The organism is Streptomyces sp. NPDC040410, assembly GCF_055595715.1.
This window is the reverse complement of the sequence record NZ_JBVIVK010000002.1, coordinates 654435-672727: the sequence shown is the minus strand read 5'-3', so window position 1 is coordinate 672727 and position 18293 is coordinate 654435. Positions and strand designations below refer to the sequence as shown.

Genomic DNA, 18293 nt, shown 5'->3' with positions numbered 1-18293 from the left:
TTGGCCGGAACAGGCCCTCGCAGCCCTGCCGGCCGGTCGCGATCTTGACCAGCGCGGCGAACGATCCTTGCCGGAAGAGCCTTTTCCGCGCCGCCGCTTCCCGGGCCGGAAACGCCGGAAGGACCCGGTGCGACCGCAGTCGTACGGGCCCTTCCGGGATCAGATCAGTCGGCGTCAGCCGTTGCGCTTCCAGCGCGGCTTGTCCTCGCGGCGGCCGATGGAACCCGTGCCGCGGTGGTCGTCACGACGGCCGAACGGGCGGTCATGGCCGCCGGAGCGGAAGCCCGGCCGGTCGTCGCGGCGGTCGCGGTTGAACGGACGGTCGCTGCCGCGGTGTCCGCCGCGCTCGTCGCGGCGGTCGAAGGAACGAGGCGCGCGGTCGTCCCGGCGGAAGCCGCCACGGTCGCCGTCACGACGCTCGAAGGAACGGCCGCCACGGTCACGGTCGAAGGAACGACCGCCCTGGTCGCCGTCCCGGCGCTCGTCCCGGCGGAAGCCGCCACGGTCGTTGTCACGGCGGTCATCGCGGCGGAAGCCGCCACGGTCGTTGTCACGGCGCTCGAAGGAACGGCCGCCACGGTCACGGTCGTTGTCACGGCGCTCGAAGGAACGACCCCCGCGGTCGCCGTCACGACGCTCCTCACGACGCTCGTCCCGGCGGTCGAAGGAACGGCCCGCCCGGTCGTCCCGGCGGAAGCCGCCACGGTCACCGTCACGACGCTCGAAGGAACGGCCGCCACGGTCACGGTCGAAGGAACGGCCCGCCCGGTCGTCCCGGCGGAAGCCGCCACGGTCACCGTCCCGGCGCTCGTACGAGGACGAACCCTCCGAACGCTCCGCGCGCTCAACCCGGTCCACGTCCTGCGCCACCGGCTGCTCGGGCACCGACGCCTCGACGACCTCGGCCGCAGCGGCCTGCGCCTCGGCCACCGCCGTCTCCGGGTCCTCGCCGCGCTCACGGGCGACCCGGGCGACCAGACGGTCGGCCTCCTCGCGCAGCTCGCTCGCGCGCCGCTGCGCCCGCTCCAGCTGCTTCGAGAGGTGGGCTACCTCGCGCTCGGCCTGCTGCGCCGCGTTGGCCGCAGACTCCGACTGGACCTCGGTCATCGAACGGGCGCCGGTGATATCGGCGACCTCGGGCTCGAAAGCCGTACCGGAATTGATGATGTGTCGGCCGGCGTCGACGCCCGCGTCCTCCATCAGCCGGAAGATCTGACGCCGCTGGTGCGGCAGCGAGAGCGAGACGACGGTGCCGGTGCGGCCGGCACGAGCCGTACGGCCCGCACGGTGCAGGTAGTCCTTGTGGTCGCCCGCCGGGTCCACGTTCAGAACGAGGTCGATGCCGTCGACGTGGATGCCGCGCGCCGCAACGTCCGTGGCGACCAGGACGTTGACGTACCCGTCCTTGAAGTCGGCCAGCGTCCGGGTCCGCGCGCCCTGTGTCATGCCACCGTGCAGCGCGTCCGCCTTCACGCCCGCGTCGCGCAGCTGCTCGGCGACACGGTCGGCGCCCAGCTGGGTGCGGACGAAGATGATGGTGCGGCCCTTGCGCGAGGCGATCGCGGCGGTGACCGGCGCCTTGTCCTTGGGCTTCACGATCAGGATGTGGTGCGACATGGTCGTCACCGCGCCCTGCGCCGCGTCCACCTCGTGCGAGACGGGCTCATTGAGGTAGCGGTCCACGAGGGTCTTGATCTCGTTCTCCATCGTCGCGGAGAAGAGCATGCGCTGGCCGCCGGCCGGGACCTGGTCGAGCAGCTCCGTCACCTCGGGCAGGAAGCCCAGGTCGGACATCTGGTCGGCCTCGTCGAGAACGGCGATCTGCACGTCCTCCAGCGAGCACGCACCGCGGTTGATGATGTCGCGGAGGCGGCCCGGCGTGGCCACGAGGATGTCGACGCCACGCTCCAGGGCGTAGATCTGGTTACCCATCGACGTACCGCCGCAGACGACCTTCATCTTCAGGCCAACGACGTCGCCGTAAGGCTGCAGCGCGTCCGCGACCTGCATCGCCAGCTCACGCGTGGGCGTGAGGATGACGGCGCGCGGCTTGCGCTTCTCGGTGCGCCCGGCGGCCAGCATGGCCAGCGTGGGCAGACCGAAGGAGAGGGTCTTGCCGGAGCCGGTGCGGCCACGGCCGAGGATGTCCTTGCCGGCCAGGGCGTCCGGGATGGTCGCGGCCTGGATCGGGAAGGGAGTGGTCACGCCGTTCTGGGCGAGCTTGCGCACCACGCCCTCGGGGAGACCGAGGTCCGCGAAGGTGACCTCGGGAGCGTCCTCGGTGCCTTCGTTCTCGGGCACGACGACGTGATCAGCACTGGAAATGGACATGCGTATGCGAAACCTTCCGGAGTCTCGTCGGCACGCGCCCGTCAACTCCGTGATTCGCAATACGACCGCCTCAATGCGGTCCGCCACGGCAAGGGAGAGTACGCGCCACACGGCGCGCTCTGCAGTGGCGCCGGGCAAATGGGATCAAACGATCTACCACCATACGCACCCATCACCCCCGAAGGCAAACCGAGCCACATAGACGTACGTCACACCCCGCGCCCCCACCGAGGCAACCACTACGCGGGTACGCCCGCCACCGGCACCGGCTCCCGCTGCACCAGCTGCGGCCCCGTCTCCTCATGCGCCGAAGACGACGGCTCAGCCACCGAGGGCTCCGGCGACGGCGACACGGGCGGCGGTGACGGCTCCGGCTCCGGTTCCACCGATCGCGTGGGCGTCGGCTGCGCCCTCGTCGGCGACGGCACCCCAGGCCCCACCGGCGTCCCCGGCCCGGCTCCCGCGGAAGGGGACCCGCTCGCGGCCACGGGCGCCGAAGGAGACGCCGGCTTCCCGTGCTTCCCCTTGCCCTTCCCCCTCCCCTTCCCCTGCTTGCCGTCAGCCCCCGCCGCCCCCGACCCCGACCCGCCGCCCGACACAGCCGATCCCCCGTCCGACGCCTCCCCGCCCCGGCGCCCGGCGGAGTGCGACGGCGTCGCACTCCCCCCTCCCTCGTCATCACCCACGCTCATACAGCCGGCGGCGACGGCGACGGCCATGACCGTGGCGGCCAGACGAACGGGTACGTACAAGGGGCGCACGGAAGCCACCTCCGAGGGCGGACGAGTGACGAAGCCGACCTGCCCAACTCCCGCCGCCCACAGGAGGACACGCGCCCGGCACCCGGGGAACTCAGCCATACCCGAGCGCATGCAGCCGCGCGTCGTCGATCCCGAAGTGGTGCGCGATCTCGTGGACCACCGTCACCTCGGTCTCCTCGACGACCTCCTCCCGCGTCTCGCACATCCGCAGCGTCGGCCCCCGGTAGACCGTGATCCGGTCCGGCAGCACACCCGCATACCACTCCCCGCGATCGGTCAGCGGAGTCCCCTCGTACAGCCCGAGCAACTCGGGATCGTCCGCCGGCGGCTCGTCCTCGACGAACACCGCGACGTTGTCCATCAGCCGCGTCAACTCCGGCGGAATCCGGTCCAGCGCCTCCGCGACCAGTTCCTCGAACTCCTCACGCGTCATCTCCAGCACAGACCCATTGTCCGTTACGACACCCCCCGCAGCCCTCGTACGAGACCCACGAGCCCTCCGGCATACCGGCGCCCCTACTTGGGCATACGGGACCAATGGCCCGCGTCCCCGTCGCCGCCCGCAAAGCACTGACCGCCGTAGCAAGGTCCCCGCGCCCTCGAAGGGCCCCGCGCACCCCCCGCCCGCGCCCGACCCTCGAACTCGTCCCCCAGCCGCGCCCCTGGACCCGCGCCATCGGCCTAATCGCCGTCGTCCTTCTCGGCGCCTGGCTGGGCTTGCTGATCGTCGGCAACGTACGGACCCCCGTCGGCCCCATGAACACGACCATGACCCTCCGGCCCTCACTCACCGGCGGCACGAAGATCAACATCTCGCCCCTCGGCGCCCTGCAGCTGAACAGCCACCACGCCCCCGTCCGCCTCGACGTGAACGTCGACCAACTCGACCCCGCCCGCTCCCAGGCCCTCGTCGACCACCCCGAACGCATCTCCGGCCTCCAGGACGAAGTCACGCACGACGTCCAGCACGGCACCCTGGACCTCGCCCTGCGCTCCTGCGTAGCCGTCCTCACCGGAGCCACCGCGCTCGGCCTCGCCGTCTACCGCCGCCCCCGCCGCGCCCTCGCCGCCGGCGGCCTCGCCCTCACCCTCCTCGCCGCCTCCGGAGCCTCCGCCTACGCGACCTGGAACCCGGAATCGGTCCTGGAACCCAAATTCTCCGGACTCCTCTCCTCCGCCCCCTCCCTCGTCGGCAACGCCCGCAGCATCGTCACCGAATTCAACGTCTACCAACAGGAATTGGCCCGCCTGGTGACGAACGTGACCAAGCTGTACGACGTCACCTCCACCCTGCCCGCCTACCGGCCGGACCCGAGCACCATCCGGGTACTGCACGTCTCGGACATCCACCTGAACCCGGCCAGCTGGAAGATCATCGGTTCGCTGGTGGACCAGTACAAGGTCAACGTGATCGTCGACTCCGGCGACACCATGGACCACGGCACCGCAGCGGAGAACGGCTTCCTTGACCCCATCGCCGACCTCGGAGCCCCCTACATCTGGGTCCGCGGCAACCACGACTCACTCGTCACCCAGCGCTACCTGGAAGACATCAAGAACGTCCACGTCCTGGACGACGGCCGGGCCGAGACCATCGCCGGCCTGCGCTTCGCCGGCATCGGCGACCCCCAGTTCACCCCCGACCGCTCCACCACACCAGGCGCGAACGCATCACAGGAACAGGCCGGCACCCGCCTCGCCGCCGCACTCCGCGCCCAGCGGACCGCCGGCACCCCCGTCGACATCGCCATCGCCCACGAACCCTCGGCGGCCCGCCGGACGGACGGCGAGGTCCCCCTGGTCCTGGCGGGTCACCTCCACCACGAGGAGATGCAGGTCATGAAGAACGGCACCCGGCTGCGCGTCGAAGGATCGACCGGCGGCAGCGGGCTGCGCGCGGTCGAGGGCAAGTACCCCGACCCGATCGAGGCGTCGATCCTCTACGTGGACCGGGCCACGCACCGCCTCCAGGCCTGGGACGAGATCGAACTGGGGGGCCTGGGCCTGACGACGGCAGAGGTCAGCCGCCACCTTCCGGAGGAGAACCAGCCGGGAGCCCCGACGAAACCGCCGACTCCCTCGGGCACGACGTCGGGAACCCCGTCGGGCACCCCCTCCCGCACCCCTGCGGAGACCGCCCCTTAAACCGTTTTGGCGATACCTCCCGGCATCCCATATGCTTCTCACGTCCCCGACGCGCTGAGAAGCGCCCAGGCGGGCCGATAGCCCTCATCGTCTAGCGGCCTAGGACGCCGCCCTTTCAAGGCGGTAGCACGGGTTCGAATCCCGTTGGGGGCACGCAAGATCGTGTGCGACACTGTCGTACACAAACCTGGTCCTGTGGAGCAGTTTGGAGTGCTCGCCACCCTGTCAAGGTGGAGGCCGCGGGTTCAAATCCCGTCAGGACCGCTGAGGTTTCTCAAGAAGCCTCGTGGCTGGGTAGCTCAGTTGGTACGAGCGATCGCCTGAAAAGCGATAGGTCGCCGGTTCGACCCCGGCCCCAGCCACAACTGAAGGCCCCGATCTTTGGATCGGGGCCTTGTTGTATGCCTTGTGGATCACGCTGTATGCCTTGTGGATCACGCTCTTGGCACGAGCGTGAGGGCAGGGCCCTGTGGCTCGGCCCCGCAGACCCCCGTGCACCGGCCGCACAGGCCGACCGGCCGGCTTTGATGGTGTGACCGCGTCGTCGCGGTGGGTCGTCCTGCGTTCATGCGTTCGCTTGGCAGCGCCTCCCGGTGGCGCTACGTTCTGGCTGGCCGGTGAAGGGCCGGGGCGGCCCAGGGGGCGGGGGAGGCGGGGGACGATGAGCCGGGACGAGGCCAAGGCCGTTCGGGATGTCGAGCTGGAGAAGGACCGGGCGCGGTACGGGCTGCTCGCGGTGGTGCTGAGCAATCTGGCGATCTCCGGGGTGGCGATTTTCGGGGTGTGGCGGCTCGACGGTGACAGGGCGGTGATCGTCGGTGTCCTGACGGCGGCCTTCACGGCGGTGAGCAGCATGACCACGGCCTATTTGGGGATCAAGGCCGTGTCCAATACGGCGAGGTCCATCGCGTTGGGGGACACCGGTCTTCGGCGCGAGCAGACGGCTTCGGCGCCGACGGCCCCGCCGGCGCCTCGTAGCCAGTGAGGCGGGGGCGTACGTCACCGCCGGCCGCCGACGGCAAAAGCGTTCGCCACGTATTTCCCGGGGATGAGATCCTGGACGGCGTATGTCTACGCATCCTGCCCCCGGCACCCCCGCCCTCGGCGCCCTTGCCCTTCGCCTGACCGAGCTGTCTCTGCGCGACGCGCAACGGCTCGGGCGCAGGCTCGAAGGCGCGCGCAAGATCCGTAAGCCGGAGGCTCGTGCCGCCGTTCTGGCCGAGATCGCGGCTGAGGTCGGGAAGGCCGAGGCCCGGATGGGTGAGCGGCGTGTGCGCGTGCCCGCCGTGACCTACCCCGAGCAGTTGCCGGTCAGCCAGAAGAAGGACGAGATCGCGGCGGCCATCCGTGATCATCAGGTCGTCATCGTCGCCGGTGAGACGGGGTCGGGCAAGACGACGCAGATTCCGAAGATCTGTCTTGAGCTGGGGCGCGGGGTCAGGGGCATGATCGGGCACACGCAGCCCCGTCGTATCGCCGCCCGTACGGTGGCCGAACGGGTGGCGGAGGAACTGGAGACGCCGCTGGGCGAGGCTGTCGGCTGGAAGGTGCGGTTCACCGATCAGGTGAACCAGGACTCGACGTTCGTGAAGCTGATGACGGACGGCATTCTGCTCGCCGAGATCCAGACGGACCGCGAGCTGCGTGCCTACGACACGATCATCATCGACGAGGCTCACGAGCGGTCCCTCAACATCGATTTCCTGCTGGGGTACCTCGCTCAGCTGCTGCCCAGGCGGCCGGATCTGAAGGTCGTGATCACCTCCGCGACCATCGACCCGGAGCGTTTCTCGCGGCATTTCGGCGATGCGCCGATCGTCGAGGTGAGCGGCCGGACGTATCCCGTCGAGGTGCGTTATCGGCCGCTCCTCGAGGAGGACGGCGACGATGCCGACCGGGATCAGATCACCGCGATCTGTGATGCCGTCGAGGAGCTCCAGGCGGAGGGCAAGGGGGACATTCTCGTCTTTCTTTCGGGAGAGCGGGAGATCCGTGACACCGCGGACGCGCTCGTCAGGAAGAATTACCGCTTCACCGAGGTCCTGCCCCTGTATGCCCGGCTCTCCCACGCCGAGCAGCACCGTGTCTTCCAGCCGCACACCGGCCGCAGGATCGTTCTGGCGACGAATGTCGCCGAGACGTCTCTGACCGTTCCGGGCATCAAGTACGTCATCGATCCCGGCTTCGCCCGGATCTCCCGGTACAGCCATCGCACCAAGGTCCAGCGGCTGCCCATCGAGCCGGTCTCCCAGGCGAGCGCCAACCAGCGCAAGGGCCGCTGCGGACGGACCAGCGACGGTGTCTGCATCCGCCTGTACAGCGAGGACGACTTCGACGCGCGGCCGGAGTTCACGGACGCGGAGATCCTCCGTACCAATCTGGCGAGTGTCATCCTGCAGATGACCGCGGCCGGCCTCGGAGAGATCGAGAAGTTCCCGTTCATCGACCCGCCGGACCACCGCAACATCCGCGACGGCGTCCAGCTGCTGCAGGAGCTGGGTGCGCTGGACCCGGCTCAGAAGGACGTCCGCAAGCGGCTCACGCAGACCGGCCGCAAGCTGGCCCAGCTGCCTGTCGATCCGCGGCTGGCCCGTATGGTCCTGGAGGCGGACCGGAACGGCTGTGTCCGCGAGGTCATGGTGATTGCGGCCGCGCTGTCCATCCAGGATCCGCGTGAGCGTCCGGCCGAGAAGCAGACCCAGGCCGACCAGCAGCACGCCCGTTTCAAGGACGAGACGAGCGACTTCCTCGCCTACCTCAACCTGTGGCGTTATGTGCGTGAGCAGCAGAAGGAGCGCGGCTCTTCGTCCTTCCGGCGCATGTGCAAGCAGGAGTACCTGAACTTCCTGCGCATTCGCGAATGGCAGGACATTTACAGCCAACTCCGCACCGTTGCCAAGCAGATGGGCATCCACCTCAATGAGGAGGACGCCCCGGCGGACCGTATCCACGTGTCCCTTCTGGCCGGTCTGCTGTCGCACATCGGGATGAAGGACGTGAAGGAGGGGGCGAAGAACGAGTACCTGGGTGCCCGCAGCGCCAAGTTCGCGGTCTTCCCTGGTTCGGCCCTCTTCAAGAAGCCGCCGCGCTTCGTGATGTCGGCCGAGCTGGTGGAGACCTCGCGGCTGTGGGCGCGTGTCAACGCGAAGATCGAGCCCGAGTGGGTCGAGCCGCTTGCCGAGCACCTCCTGAAGCGGACGTACAGCGAGCCGCACTGGGAGAAGGACCAGGCGGCGGTGATGGCGTACGAGAAGGTCACGCTGTACGGCGTACCGATCATCGCCCAGCGGAAGGTCAACTACGGCCGGGTCGACCCGGAGACGAGTCGCGAGCTTTTCATCCGCAATGCCCTGGTGGAGGGTGACTGGCGTACGCACCACAAGTTCTTTGCCGACAACCGCAGGCTGCTCAGCGAGGTGGAGGAGCTGGAGCACCGGGCGCGGCGCCGGGACATCGTGGTCGACGACGAGACGCTGTTCGATTTCTATGACCAGCGGGTGCCCGAACACGTCGTCTCCGGGGCGCACTTCGACTCGTGGTGGAAGAGGAAGCGGCACGAGCAGCCCGAGTTCCTCGACTTCGAGCGGGAGATGCTCATCCGCGAGTCGGCGGAGGCGGTCACCAAGGCCGACTATCCGGACTCGTGGCGGCAGCGGAATCTTAAATTCCGGGTGACGTACCAGTTCGAGCCGGGTGCCGACGCGGACGGTGTGACGGTCCACGTCCCGCTCCAGGTGCTCAACCAGGTCAGTGACGAGGGCTTCGACTGGCAGATCCCTGGGCTGCGGGAAGAGCTGGTGACGGAGCTCATCCGCTCCCTCCCGAAGCCGATCCGCCGCAACTACGTGCCGGCGCCGAACTTCGCGAAGCGGTTCCTGGACCAGGCGGTCCCGTTGCAGGAGCCGCTGACGACGACGATGGCGCGCGAGCTCAAGCGCATGGTCGGCGTCCCCTTCACCGCCGACGACTTCGACTGGGCGAAGGTCCCCGAACACCTGCGCGTCACCTTCCGGATCGTCGACGAGCGGCGCCGCAAGCTCGCCGAGGACAAGGATCTGGAGGCGCTGAAGCTCCGGTTGAAGCCGAAGGCGCGCCAGGCCCTCTCGCAGGCCGCGGCGGCCACGGCCGAGCGCGAGGGCGGCGAGTCCCTGGAGCGCGGGGGCCTGACCGACTGGACGCTCGGTTCGCTCACCCCCGTGTTCGAGACCCGCAGGGCGGGTCAGCCGGTGAAGGCGTACCCGGCGCTGGTCGACGACGGACCGGCGGCGAACACCGTCTCCGTCCGCCTCTTCGACACCGAGGCGGAGCAGGCGGAGGCGATGTGGAAGGGCACGCGGCGCCTGATCCTGCGCAACATCCCGGTGAACCCCGCGAAATTCGCGAGCGACCGCCTGACGAACGCGCAGAAGCTCGCCCTGTCCGCGAACCCGCACGGTTCGGTCCAGGCACTGTTCGACGACTGTGCGATGGCGGCGGCCGACAAGCTGATCGGGGACTTCGGGGGGCCGGCGTGGGACGAGGAGTCGTACCGGAAGCTGTACGACAAGGTGCGCGCGGAGATCGTCGACACGACGGTCCGGACGGTGGGCCAGGTCCAGCAGGTTCTTGCCGCCTGGCAGGCCTGTGAGCGCCGTCTGAAGGCCGTACGGAGTCCTGCGCTGCTGCCGAACCTCCAGGACGTACGGGGGCAGCTCGACGCCCTCGTGAAGCCGGGCTTCGTGACGGAGGCGGGGATACGGCGGCTGCCCGACCTCATGCGCTACCTGGTCGCGGCGGACCGGCGGTTGCAGCAGATGCCGACGGGTGTGCAGCGGGACACGACCCGGATGGAGAAGGTCCACGAGATGCGGGACGAGTACGCGTGGCTGTTGGAGCAGATGCCGCAGGGCCGTCCGGTTCCTTCGTCGGTCCTTGACATCCGCTGGATGATCGAGGAGCTCCGGGTCAGTTATTTCGCCCACGCCCTCGGCACTGCGTACCCCGTCTCCGACAAGCGGATCGTGAAGGCGATCGACGCGGCGGTTCCGTGACGGGTACCGCACACAGGGTGAGTTCGACCGGGGGCTCACCCTCCTGTACAGTCTCTTCTCGCAGCACAGCGCACCACCAAGTGCCGTGAAACCTGGTCCTGTGGAGCAGTTTGGAGTGCTCGCCACCCTGTCAAGGTGGAGGCCGCGGGTTCAAATCCCGTCAGGACCGCAGTGAACAAGGAGAGCCCGGGTCTTCGGACCCGGGCTCTCCTGCGTGTGACTTCCCCTCTGTCGCCGTCGTGCGGCCGTCAGGCCGTCTTGACGGCGTCACGTTCCCTCGGTACCCAGAGACCAGGGGCCCGTTCTCCCGTACGGCCCGCGGAGGTGGCGTATGGCGGCATCGGCACGGCACGAGACACGGGCGTTGCTCCGCGCGCACCTGTCGGCCGCTTCGTCGTTTCGCCATCTGACCCGCCACTGCCCGATCTGCCATCACCTGCTGCGGCTGGCGATGGACACCGCTCCGCGAGCCGTGGAGGTTCCGCGGGAAGCCGTCGAGGGCGAGAGTCCGTCTCCGGCGTGACTGGCGCCCGTGCTCAACAGCCGCCCCGCCGTGGGACGCTGGGCCGAGTGCCCTCCTTTAGCGCACACGCACCAGGAGCAACAAGCGGCGCGTGGTGTGACGGGTGTCACCGCATGAGTTTCTGAAACCGCGGTACTTCCCCCTCACCTGCAACAGGTCAATTTAATATGTGCAATTGCACCAGTCCGGGAGGTGCCCGCAGGAGATCCGACACCCCTCCCCAGACTCCGACAAGGGAGCTCACGGCGCGGCCCGTCGGACACGCCCCGCGCACAAAAAAGATCGCGCTGGACCCGGCGGAGTCCAGCGCGATCCACGACGCACCCTGTGTCTTGCTCGGAAAGCTTCGAAGAGCTTGGGCGTGGGGCCTGTTGGGGCAGGACCCGCGTCGCTTGGAGCTGTGGTTCCGGGCGTGTCGGCAGGATGGGGGACCTGTCGGTTCTGCCCGGCTATTCAGTTGTTCAGGCCTCGCTGCGCTGCTGCGGGATGCCCGCGAGCAGTGCGCGGACCTCGGCCTCGCGGTAACGGCGATGCCCGCCGAGCGTGCGGATCGACGTGAGCTTGCCGGCCTTCGCCCACCGCGTGACCGTCTTGGGGTCGACGCGGAACATTGTGGCGACCTCAGCCGGGGTCAGCAGCGGCTCGGCATCAGGGGTGCGAGCGGTCATGAGCGGCCTCCTCGGGAGAACCGAACCTTCTCGGTTCTTTCCTCTAAATTCTGCACCTTGACCCGCGTTGCCCGAAATGGCGGACGCGAGTCGAGTCGGTTATAGGACGAACGGCTTGTCCTCGGCACTACAACTACACCATCTGTCCAGCCGCGTCGGCCAAACCGATGGAATTGCCCTCCCAGGTGTTCATCAGCGACGGAAGCCGATGGACCATGCCATAGCGGACAGTCACGCCACTGTGACGATCAGTCACAGGGCGATCAGGAGGCACCAGACCCCCCATTGCGTGCAATGCTGAGATCCACCCATAGTTGGGCAGACGGAGCCTCCCCCAGGCTCCTTGTCCTATTTTGGCACGAGGAGGGGCAAGGGACGCAAGGGCCGCGTACGTGCGGTCCGTCACGCTTGAACAGCAAACGCCCGGATCGGGACCTACGTCCGTTGTTGACGAAACCTCAGGACAAACCCGGTGCGAGGACGAAACCCCAAAATGGGCGTCAGGTCAAACGTCAGTTCGCCGAGCGCCGGTCGCGCACCGATCGCCAGCGCTCCACGAGCCGCCCGTACGCCTCGCCGGCGGCCGCCCCGTCGCCGTGCCGCAGCGCCTCGATCCCCTCGGCCACATCCGCCGCCGAGTGATCGTCCGCCAGCTCCCCGGCCGGCAGCACGTGCACCAGGCCGCCGTAGTCCAGCTCCACCAGCGAGCGCGGGTGGAACTCCTCCAGCCAGCGGCCGACGTCCACCACACCGTCGATCAGCGGCCCTTCGTCGATGGCCTCCCTGAGCGCCCTCAGGGCCCGCGCCACCCGCCGGCGCGCCTGGACCATCGGGGTCCGGTAGCGCAGCACCGGCGCCTCGCCGCCGGCGTCGCCGGAATCCTTGCCGTGCTCCCGCTCGTCGTCGGAGACCAGCACGAACCAGTTCAGCGGCACCTGCCAGGTCGCCGTGCGGATCCAGGGGCGGGCGTCCGGGTTCCGGACCAGCCAGCGCTCGTAGTCCTGGGCCGCCTGGCGCCGCACGACCTGCGGCAGCACGGCGTCCAGGACGGGCGCCGGGAGCTCGTCGGCCAGCTCGCCCAGGGCCTGCCAGCCGCGCAGCCGGGTACGCCAGGGGCACACGCACACCACGCCGTCGACGTCGAGCACGAAGGCGTCGCTGCTCTCGTGGACCGGCACCGGGATGGGCGGGGTGGGCAGCAGGTCGGCCAGGGAGCGGCGCAGTTCGTCCTGGTACGAGGGGTGGTCGGTGCGGCGGGCGTAGCGGGCCCAGTGGGTGCGCTCGGGTTCCGGGAAGGCGGCCAGCGGTTCGTAGACGCGCAGGTACGCCGCGTACGGGACGATCACCGAGGACACCTTGGGCACGCCTGCTCCCTCCCCCGCCCACTTCCGGGAAAACCTTCGGAACCCGCTCACAAACCTGCGGGAAATCTATGCAAATCGTCGCACGGGAGTACTCCGGGAGTAGGTGATCCTGAGCACTGCGCGACCGGCGGGGGCACCCAGGCTCTAATCTCGTGCTCACAGCCCCCGCCACCCGTACGGGAGCTCCTCTCCGACCGCCGCTTCTTACCCAGGAGTCACCACAGTGACCGACGTAACCGGCGCACCTGCTGATGTACTGCACACCCTGTTCCACTCGGACCAGGGGGGTCATGAGCAAGTCGTGCTCTGTCAGGACCGCGCCAGCGGACTCAAGGCCGTCATCGCCATCCACTCCACCGCCCTGGGCCCCGCGCTCGGCGGTACGCGCTTCTACCCGTATGCGAGCGACGAGGAAGCCGTCGCCGACGCGCTGAACCTCGCCCGCGGGATGTCGTACAAGAACGCCATGGCCGGTCTGGATCACGGCGGCGGCAAGGCCGTGATCATCGGGGACCCGGACCGCGACAAGACCGAGGAGCTGCTCCTCGCCTACGGCCGGTTCGTGGCCTCGCTGGGCGGACGCTATGTCACCGCGTGCGACGTCGGCACGTACGTCGCCGACATGGACGTCGTCGCCCGTGAGTGCCGCTGGACGACGGGCCGGTCCCCCGAGAACGGCGGCGCGGGCGACTCCTCCGTGCTGACCGCGTTCGGCGTCTACCAGGGCATGCGGGCCAGCGCCCAGCACCTGTGGGGCGACCCGTCGCTGCGCGGCCGTAAGGTCGGCATCGCGGGCGTCGGCAAGGTCGGGCACCACCTGGTGGAACACCTGCTCGACGAGGGTGCACAGGTCGTGGTCACGGACGTACGGCAGGAAGCCGTGCGGCGCATCGCCGACAAGCATCCCTCCGTCGATGTGGTCGCCGACACCGCGGCGCTGATCCGGGTCGAGGGACTCGACATCTACGCCCCCTGCGCGCTGGGCGGGGCCCTGAACGACGACAGCGTGCCGGTGCTGACCGCCGAGGTGGTCTGCGGCGCGGCCAACAACCAGCTCGCCCATCCGGGCGTCGAGAAGGACCTCGCGGACCGCGGGATCCTCTACGCCCCGGACTACGTCGTGAACGCCGGTGGCGTCATCCAGGTCGCCGACGAGCTGCACGGCTTCGACTTCGAGCGGTGCAAGGCGAAGGCCGCGAAGATCTTCGACACGACGCTGGCCATCTTCGCACGTGCGAAGGCGGACGGGATTCCTCCGGCGGCCGCGGCCGACCGGATCGCGGAGCAGCGGATGGCGGAGGCCCGCCGGGCGCGCTGATCCACGGCGCGTTCGGGTTTGGCCGGTACCCGCCGGCGGGCACTTAGAGAGAACTCTCACGTTCGTCGGCGGGTCGGCCGCCAATAAGTGGTTAAAATCGCGGTTGACCAGCGGGGACGGGGCACCTCGCGGGTTCTGGGACCCGGCACGTCCTGCGGGCGACGTACCGTATGGGCGCGGGCTCAGGTACCGTGGAAGCCCTACGGACCGGTCTCTCTGCGGAGAGCCCGTTCCAGATCATGAACGCGTGTCAAGACTCTGGGGCCGTCGAGCCCCGTCACCGAGGGGGTCGAGCCATGGGGCGCGGCCGGGCCAAGGCCAAGCAGACGAAGGTCGCCCGCCAGCTGAAGTACAACAGCGGCGGGACTGACCTGTCGCGTCTGGCCAACGAGCTGGGCGCTTCGACTTCGAGCCAGCCGCCGAACGGCGAGCCGTTCGAGGACGACGAAGACGACGACCCGTACGCCCAGTACGCGGATCTGTACAACGACGACGAGGACGATGAGGACGACGAGTCCGGTCCCGCGTCGCAACGCCGAGGCGCTTGACGACCTAGCAGTGCTCGACCCGGTCCTGAGTGGTTCACACCACCGGACCGGGTTTTGCGCTGCCGTCGGTCGCGAACCTCAGCTCGCGTCGTAGTCGCCGACGAGCTCCGCGCCCGTCGCGTGGTCGCCGCGGTCCGTGATCTCGCCCGCGACCCAGGCCTCGACGCCACGGTCGGCGAGGGTCGACAGGGCCACGTCCGTGGACTCCTCCGGCACGATCGCGATCATGCCGACACCCATGTTCAGGGTCTTCTCCAGCTCCAGGCGTTCGACCTGACCGGTCCGGCCGACGAGGTCGAAGACCGGGGCCGGGGTCCAGGTGGAGCGGTCGACGACGGCGTGCAGGCCGGCGGGGATGACGCGGGCCAGGTTGGCGGCGAGTCCGCCGCCGGTGACGTGGCTGTAGGCGTGCACGTCGGTGGTGCGGGTCAGGGCCAGGCAGTCCAGCGAGTAGATCTTCGTAGGCTCGAGGAGCTCCTCGCCGAGGGTCCGGCCGAAGTCCTCGATGTGCGCGTCCAGGGAGAGGCCGGCCTGGTCCAGCAGGACGTGCCGGACCAGCGAGTACCCGTTCGAGTGAAGCCCGGACGCGGCCATGGCGATGACCGCGTCACCCTTACGGATGCGATCCTCGCCGAGCAGCCGGTCGGCCTCCACGACGCCCGTACCGGCGCCTGCGACGTCGAAGTCGTCCGGGCCCAGCAGTCCGGGGTGCTCGGCCGTCTCGCCGCCCACCAGGGCGCAGCCGGCCAGCACACAGCCTTCGGCGATCCCCTTGACGAGGGCGGCGACACGCTCGGGGTGCACCTTGCCGACGCAGATGTAGTCGGTCATGAACAGCGGCTCGGCACCGCACACCACGATGTCGTCCATGACCATGGCGACCAGGTCGTGGCCGATGGTGTCGTAGACGCCCAGCCGGCGCGCGATGTCGACCTTGGTGCCGACGCCGTCGGTGGCCGAGGCGAGGAGGGGACGCTCGTAGCGCTTGAGGGCTGAGGCGTCGAAGAGGCCGGCGAATCCGCCGAGGCCGCCGAGGACCTCGGGGCGCTGCGTCTTCTTCACCCACTCCTTCATCAGCTCGACGGCGCGGTCGCCCGCCTCGATGTCGACGCCGGCAGCCGCGTAGGAAGCACCGGAAGCAGTGCCCGTCGACGGAGACGACTGATCAGATGCAGCAGACATTGCCTGGGATCTTTCGGGTTGGTGAGTACGTACGGGGCTTACGGGCGACGGATCGCGTCGGCCGCGGCCGTGGCTGCCGGACCGGCGGCCAGCTCGGTCTCCAGGAGCTGCTTGCCGAGCAGCTCGGGGTCCGGGAGCTCCATCGGGTACTCGCCGTCGAAGCAGGCGCGGCACAGGTTCGGCTTGGCGATGGTGGTCGCCTCGATCATGCCGTCGATGGAGATGTACGCCAGGGAGTCGGCGCCCAGCGAGGTCCCGATCTCTTCGATGGTCATGCCGTTGGCGATGAGCTCGGCGCGGGTGGCGAAGTCGATACCGAAGAAGCAGGGCCACTTCACGGGCGGGGAGGAGATCCGGATGTGGACCTCGGCGGCGCCGGCCTCGCGGAGCATCCGCACCAGTGCCCGCTGGGTGTTGCCGCGGACGATCGAGTCGTCGACGACGACCAGGCGCTTGCCCTTGATGACTTCCTTGAGCGGGTTCAGCTTCAGGCGGATGCCGAGCTGGCGGATGGTCTGCGAGGGCTGGATGAACGTACGGCCGACGTAGGCGTTCTTGACCAGACCGGCGCCGAAGGGGATGCCGGACGCCTCCGCGTAGCCGATGGCGGCGGGGGTGCCGGACTCCGGAGTCGCTATGACCAGGTCGGCCTCGACGGGGGCTTCCTTGGCCAGGCGGCGGCCCATCTCGACGCGTGAGAGGTAGACGTTCCGGCCGGCGATGTCGGTGTCCGGGCGGGCCAGGTACACGTACTCGAAGACACAGCCCTTGGGCTTCGCTTCCGCGAACCGGGAGGTGCGCAGGCCGTTCTCGTCGATGGCCACGAACTCGCCCGGCTCGATCTCGCGCACGTAGCTGGCGCCGCAGATGTCGAGGGCGGCGGACTCGGAGGCGACCACCCAGCCGCGCTCCAGGCGGCCCAGGACCAGCGGGCGGATGCCCTGCGGGTCGCGGGCGGCGTAGAGGGTGTGCTCGTCCATGAAGACGAGCGAGAAGGCTCCCTTGACCTGCGGGAGGACCGTGTGGGCGGCCTCCTCGATGGTCAGCGGCTTGCCTTCGGCGTCGGCCTGGGCCGCGAGGAGCGCGGTGAGCAGGTCGGTGTCGTTGGTCGCCGCGACGCGGGTGGAGCGGCCGTTGGTGTCCTTCGGGAGGTCGGCGACCATCTCGGCGAGCTGCGCCGTGTTGACCAGGTTGCCGTTGTGGCCAAGCGCGATGGAGCCGTGCGCGGTGGCACGGAACGTCGGCTGGGCGTTCTCCCACACGGAGGCGCCGGTGGTCGAGTAGCGGGCGTGACCGACCGCGATGTGACCCTGGAGCGAACCGAGAGAGGTCTCGTCGAAGACCTGGGACACGAGGCCCATGTCCTTGAAGACGAGGATCTGGGAGCCGTTGCTGACCGCGATTCCCGCGGATTCCTGGCCCCGATGCTGGAGGGCGTAGAGCCCGAAGTACGTGAGCTTGGCGACCTCTTCACCCGGAGCCCAGACACCGAAGACGCCGCAAGCGTCCTGGGGGCCCTTCTCACCGGGGAGCAGGTCGTGGTTGAGTCGTCCGTCACCACGTGGCACGGCTCCGAGTGTAGGCGAGATCGACCACTGGTCCGAATGCGGGATACCCGCCCGTAGTGGATCACCTGTCGGCGACCGCTCCGACGCTCTCGGCGTTTTCGCTGGTCAGCGTGAGGTTTCGGTGATCGATCTTGTAGGACACCGTGCCGTCGAAGAGCCGCAGGAGGCTCTTCTCCGACTTCATGAGTGAGGTGTCGCACATCATTCGGGTGGTGGAGGCGGCGCCCAGGGTGATACGTCCGTCGCGGACCGTGGCCTTCGCGTTCACCTCGTTGCAGCCGGCGCTGCCGGAGACCCGGCCGGACTTCTTGTCGAAGGTGAGATGGGCCCTGCCGTCCGTGTCGGGGGACGTGATGACCCACTTCGTGCCGTACAGCGGGGCGTCCGTCTCCCTGGTGAGGCGGACGCGGTCGCCGTCGGCGGTGGTGAGGGTCAGTTCGTCGCCCTTCTGCCGTGCGGTGAGGTCGCCGTCGGTGAGGGTGCGGGCGAGGCTCTCCTCGAAGGTGCCGGGGACGCCCTGGCAGGCCATCTCGGTGGCCGACATCCGGGCGAAGGAGACGCGGCCGTCGTCGAAGGCGGCGTCGGCGCCGAAGTTGTTGCAGCCGAGGTTGCCCTTGACCTTGCCGCCGTCGGCGATGCGCAGGTAGGCGGTGCTCGGGGCCTCGGTGGTCCGGCCGTCGACGGTGAGGTCGTCGACCGCCCAGTGGACGCCGGTGACGGATGATCCGGCACCGACCGAATCACTGGCCGCGTTCTCGGTGCCGCACGCTGCCGCGAGCGGGAGCAGGGTCAGAACGGCGAGGGTCAGTCGCTGTTTGTCCATGCCGGTGGGACGGGAGCGACGGGAGACCGGTT

General features: G+C 69.1%; 13 protein-coding genes and 4 tRNA genes. 10 read left to right on the top strand and 7 right to left on the bottom strand.

What is annotated here, in order from left to right; genetic code table 11:
* Positions 1–174 precede the first annotated feature (174 nt).
* Both ACZ562_RS07180 and ACZ562_RS07175 read right to left on the bottom strand, forming a co-directional pair.
* Complete coding sequence (locus tag ACZ562_RS07180; protein ID WP_471174712.1) at positions 175–2331, bottom strand: DEAD/DEAH box helicase; 2157 nt, start codon at positions 2329–2331, stop codon at positions 175–177.
* Between the two features lie 852 nt (positions 2332–3183).
* A complete protein-coding gene (locus ACZ562_RS07175; RefSeq protein ID WP_471174710.1) occupies positions 3184–3534 on the bottom strand; it encodes a metallopeptidase family protein in 351 nt (116 codons plus the stop codon).
* A gap of 95 nt (positions 3535–3629) precedes the next feature.
* On the opposite strand from ACZ562_RS07175, the gene ACZ562_RS07170 reads away from it, so the two are divergent.
* The 8 genes from ACZ562_RS07170 (at position 3630) to ACZ562_RS07135 (ending at position 10790) form a co-directional block, all read left to right on the top strand.
* Positions 3630–5237 carry a metallophosphoesterase family protein gene (locus tag ACZ562_RS07170; protein ID WP_471174708.1) on the top strand — a complete coding sequence of 536 codons (1608 nt, stop codon included), beginning with the start codon at positions 3630–3632 and terminating at the stop codon, positions 5235–5237.
* Positions 5238–5317: 80 nt separating this feature from the next.
* A tRNA-Glu gene (locus ACZ562_RS07165) sits at positions 5318–5390 on the top strand.
* A 36-nt stretch (positions 5391–5426) separates the two neighbouring features.
* Positions 5427–5501 (top strand) — tRNA-Asp (locus ACZ562_RS07160).
* Between the two features lie 24 nt (positions 5502–5525).
* A tRNA-Phe gene (locus ACZ562_RS07155) sits at positions 5526–5599 on the top strand.
* 299 nt (positions 5600–5898) lie between these two features.
* Positions 5899–6222 (top strand): hypothetical protein, encoded by a 324-nt coding sequence (locus tag ACZ562_RS07150; protein ID WP_471174706.1) that lies wholly within the window; start codon positions 5899–5901, stop codon positions 6220–6222.
* Positions 6223–6304: 82 nt separating this feature from the next.
* Positions 6305–10267, top strand: a complete 3963-nt coding sequence (gene hrpA / locus ACZ562_RS07145; protein WP_471174704.1) for an ATP-dependent RNA helicase HrpA — start codon at positions 6305–6307, stop codon at positions 10265–10267.
* Between the two features lie 94 nt (positions 10268–10361).
* Positions 10362–10436: transfer RNA gene (locus ACZ562_RS07140), tRNA-Asp, on the top strand.
* A gap of 162 nt (positions 10437–10598) precedes the next feature.
* A complete protein-coding gene (locus tag ACZ562_RS07135; RefSeq protein WP_471174702.1) occupies positions 10599–10790 on the top strand; it encodes a DUF6274 family protein in 192 nt (63 codons plus the stop codon).
* Between the two features lie 461 nt (positions 10791–11251).
* Here the strand turns inward: ACZ562_RS07135 and bldC are convergent, their stop codons facing one another.
* Together bldC and ACZ562_RS07125 are read right to left on the bottom strand one after the other, a co-directional pair.
* Entirely contained in the window at positions 11252–11458 is a 207-nt protein-coding gene (gene bldC / locus ACZ562_RS07130; protein WP_003949541.1) for a developmental transcriptional regulator BldC, read from the bottom strand.
* A gap of 512 nt (positions 11459–11970) precedes the next feature.
* Entirely contained in the window at positions 11971–12822 is an 852-nt protein-coding gene (locus ACZ562_RS07125) for a DUF8083 family protein (RefSeq protein ID WP_471174700.1), read from the bottom strand.
* Positions 12823–13045: 223 nt separating this feature from the next.
* Between ACZ562_RS07125 and ACZ562_RS07120 the strand changes: the two genes are divergently transcribed.
* Together ACZ562_RS07120 and ACZ562_RS07115 are read left to right on the top strand one after the other, a co-directional pair.
* The gene (locus ACZ562_RS07120) at positions 13046–14140 is read left to right on the top strand and encodes a Leu/Phe/Val dehydrogenase (protein WP_471174698.1); all 1095 of its coding nucleotides are present in this window, start codon (positions 13046–13048) and stop codon (positions 14138–14140) included.
* Between the two features lie 296 nt (positions 14141–14436).
* On the top strand, positions 14437–14688 hold the full coding sequence (locus tag ACZ562_RS07115) for a DUF3073 domain-containing protein (protein ID WP_471174696.1): 252 nt from the start codon (positions 14437–14439) through the stop codon (positions 14686–14688).
* A 78-nt stretch (positions 14689–14766) separates the two neighbouring features.
* Here the strand turns inward: ACZ562_RS07115 and purM are convergent, their stop codons facing one another.
* The 3 genes from purM to ACZ562_RS07100 all read right to left on the bottom strand — a co-directional run bounded on the left by purM (position 14767) and on the right by ACZ562_RS07100 (position 18261).
* Positions 14767–15870, bottom strand: coding sequence for a phosphoribosylformylglycinamidine cyclo-ligase (gene purM / locus ACZ562_RS07110; protein ID WP_471174694.1), 1104 nt, complete (start codon positions 15868–15870; stop codon positions 14767–14769).
* A gap of 38 nt (positions 15871–15908) precedes the next feature.
* Positions 15909–17438, bottom strand: coding sequence for an amidophosphoribosyltransferase (gene purF / locus ACZ562_RS07105; protein WP_471174692.1), 1530 nt, complete (start codon positions 17436–17438; stop codon positions 15909–15911).
* Between the two features lie 61 nt (positions 17439–17499).
* Positions 17500–18261, bottom strand: coding sequence for an META domain-containing protein (locus ACZ562_RS07100; RefSeq protein ID WP_471174690.1), 762 nt, complete (start codon positions 18259–18261; stop codon positions 17500–17502).
* Positions 18262–18293: the final 32 nt, after the last annotated feature.

Bases quoted from the DNA above. Each gene is read 5' to 3' on its own strand.
- ACZ562_RS07180 (WP_471174712.1), bottom strand. From the start codon at position 2,331: ATGTCCATTTCCAGTGCTGATCACGTCGTCGTGCCCGAGAACGAAGGC.
- ACZ562_RS07170 (WP_471174708.1), top strand. From the start codon at position 3,630: ATGGCCCGCGTCCCCGTCGCCGCCCGCAAAGCACTGACCGCCGTAGCA.
- ACZ562_RS07150 (WP_471174706.1), top strand. From the start codon at position 5,899: ATGAGCCGGGACGAGGCCAAGGCCGTTCGGGATGTCGAGCTGGAGAAG.
- hrpA (WP_471174704.1), top strand. From the start codon at position 6,305: ATGTCTACGCATCCTGCCCCCGGCACCCCCGCCCTCGGCGCCCTTGCC.
- ACZ562_RS07135 (WP_471174702.1), top strand. From the start codon at position 10,599: ATGGCGGCATCGGCACGGCACGAGACACGGGCGTTGCTCCGCGCGCAC.
- bldC (WP_003949541.1), bottom strand. From the start codon at position 11,458: ATGACCGCTCGCACCCCTGATGCCGAGCCGCTGCTGACCCCGGCTGAG.
- ACZ562_RS07115 (WP_471174696.1), top strand. From the start codon at position 14,437: ATGGGGCGCGGCCGGGCCAAGGCCAAGCAGACGAAGGTCGCCCGCCAG.
- purM (WP_471174694.1), bottom strand. From the start codon at position 15,870: ATGTCTGCTGCATCTGATCAGTCGTCTCCGTCGACGGGCACTGCTTCC.
- ACZ562_RS07100 (WP_471174690.1), bottom strand. From the start codon at position 18,261: ATGGACAAACAGCGACTGACCCTCGCCGTTCTGACCCTGCTCCCGCTC.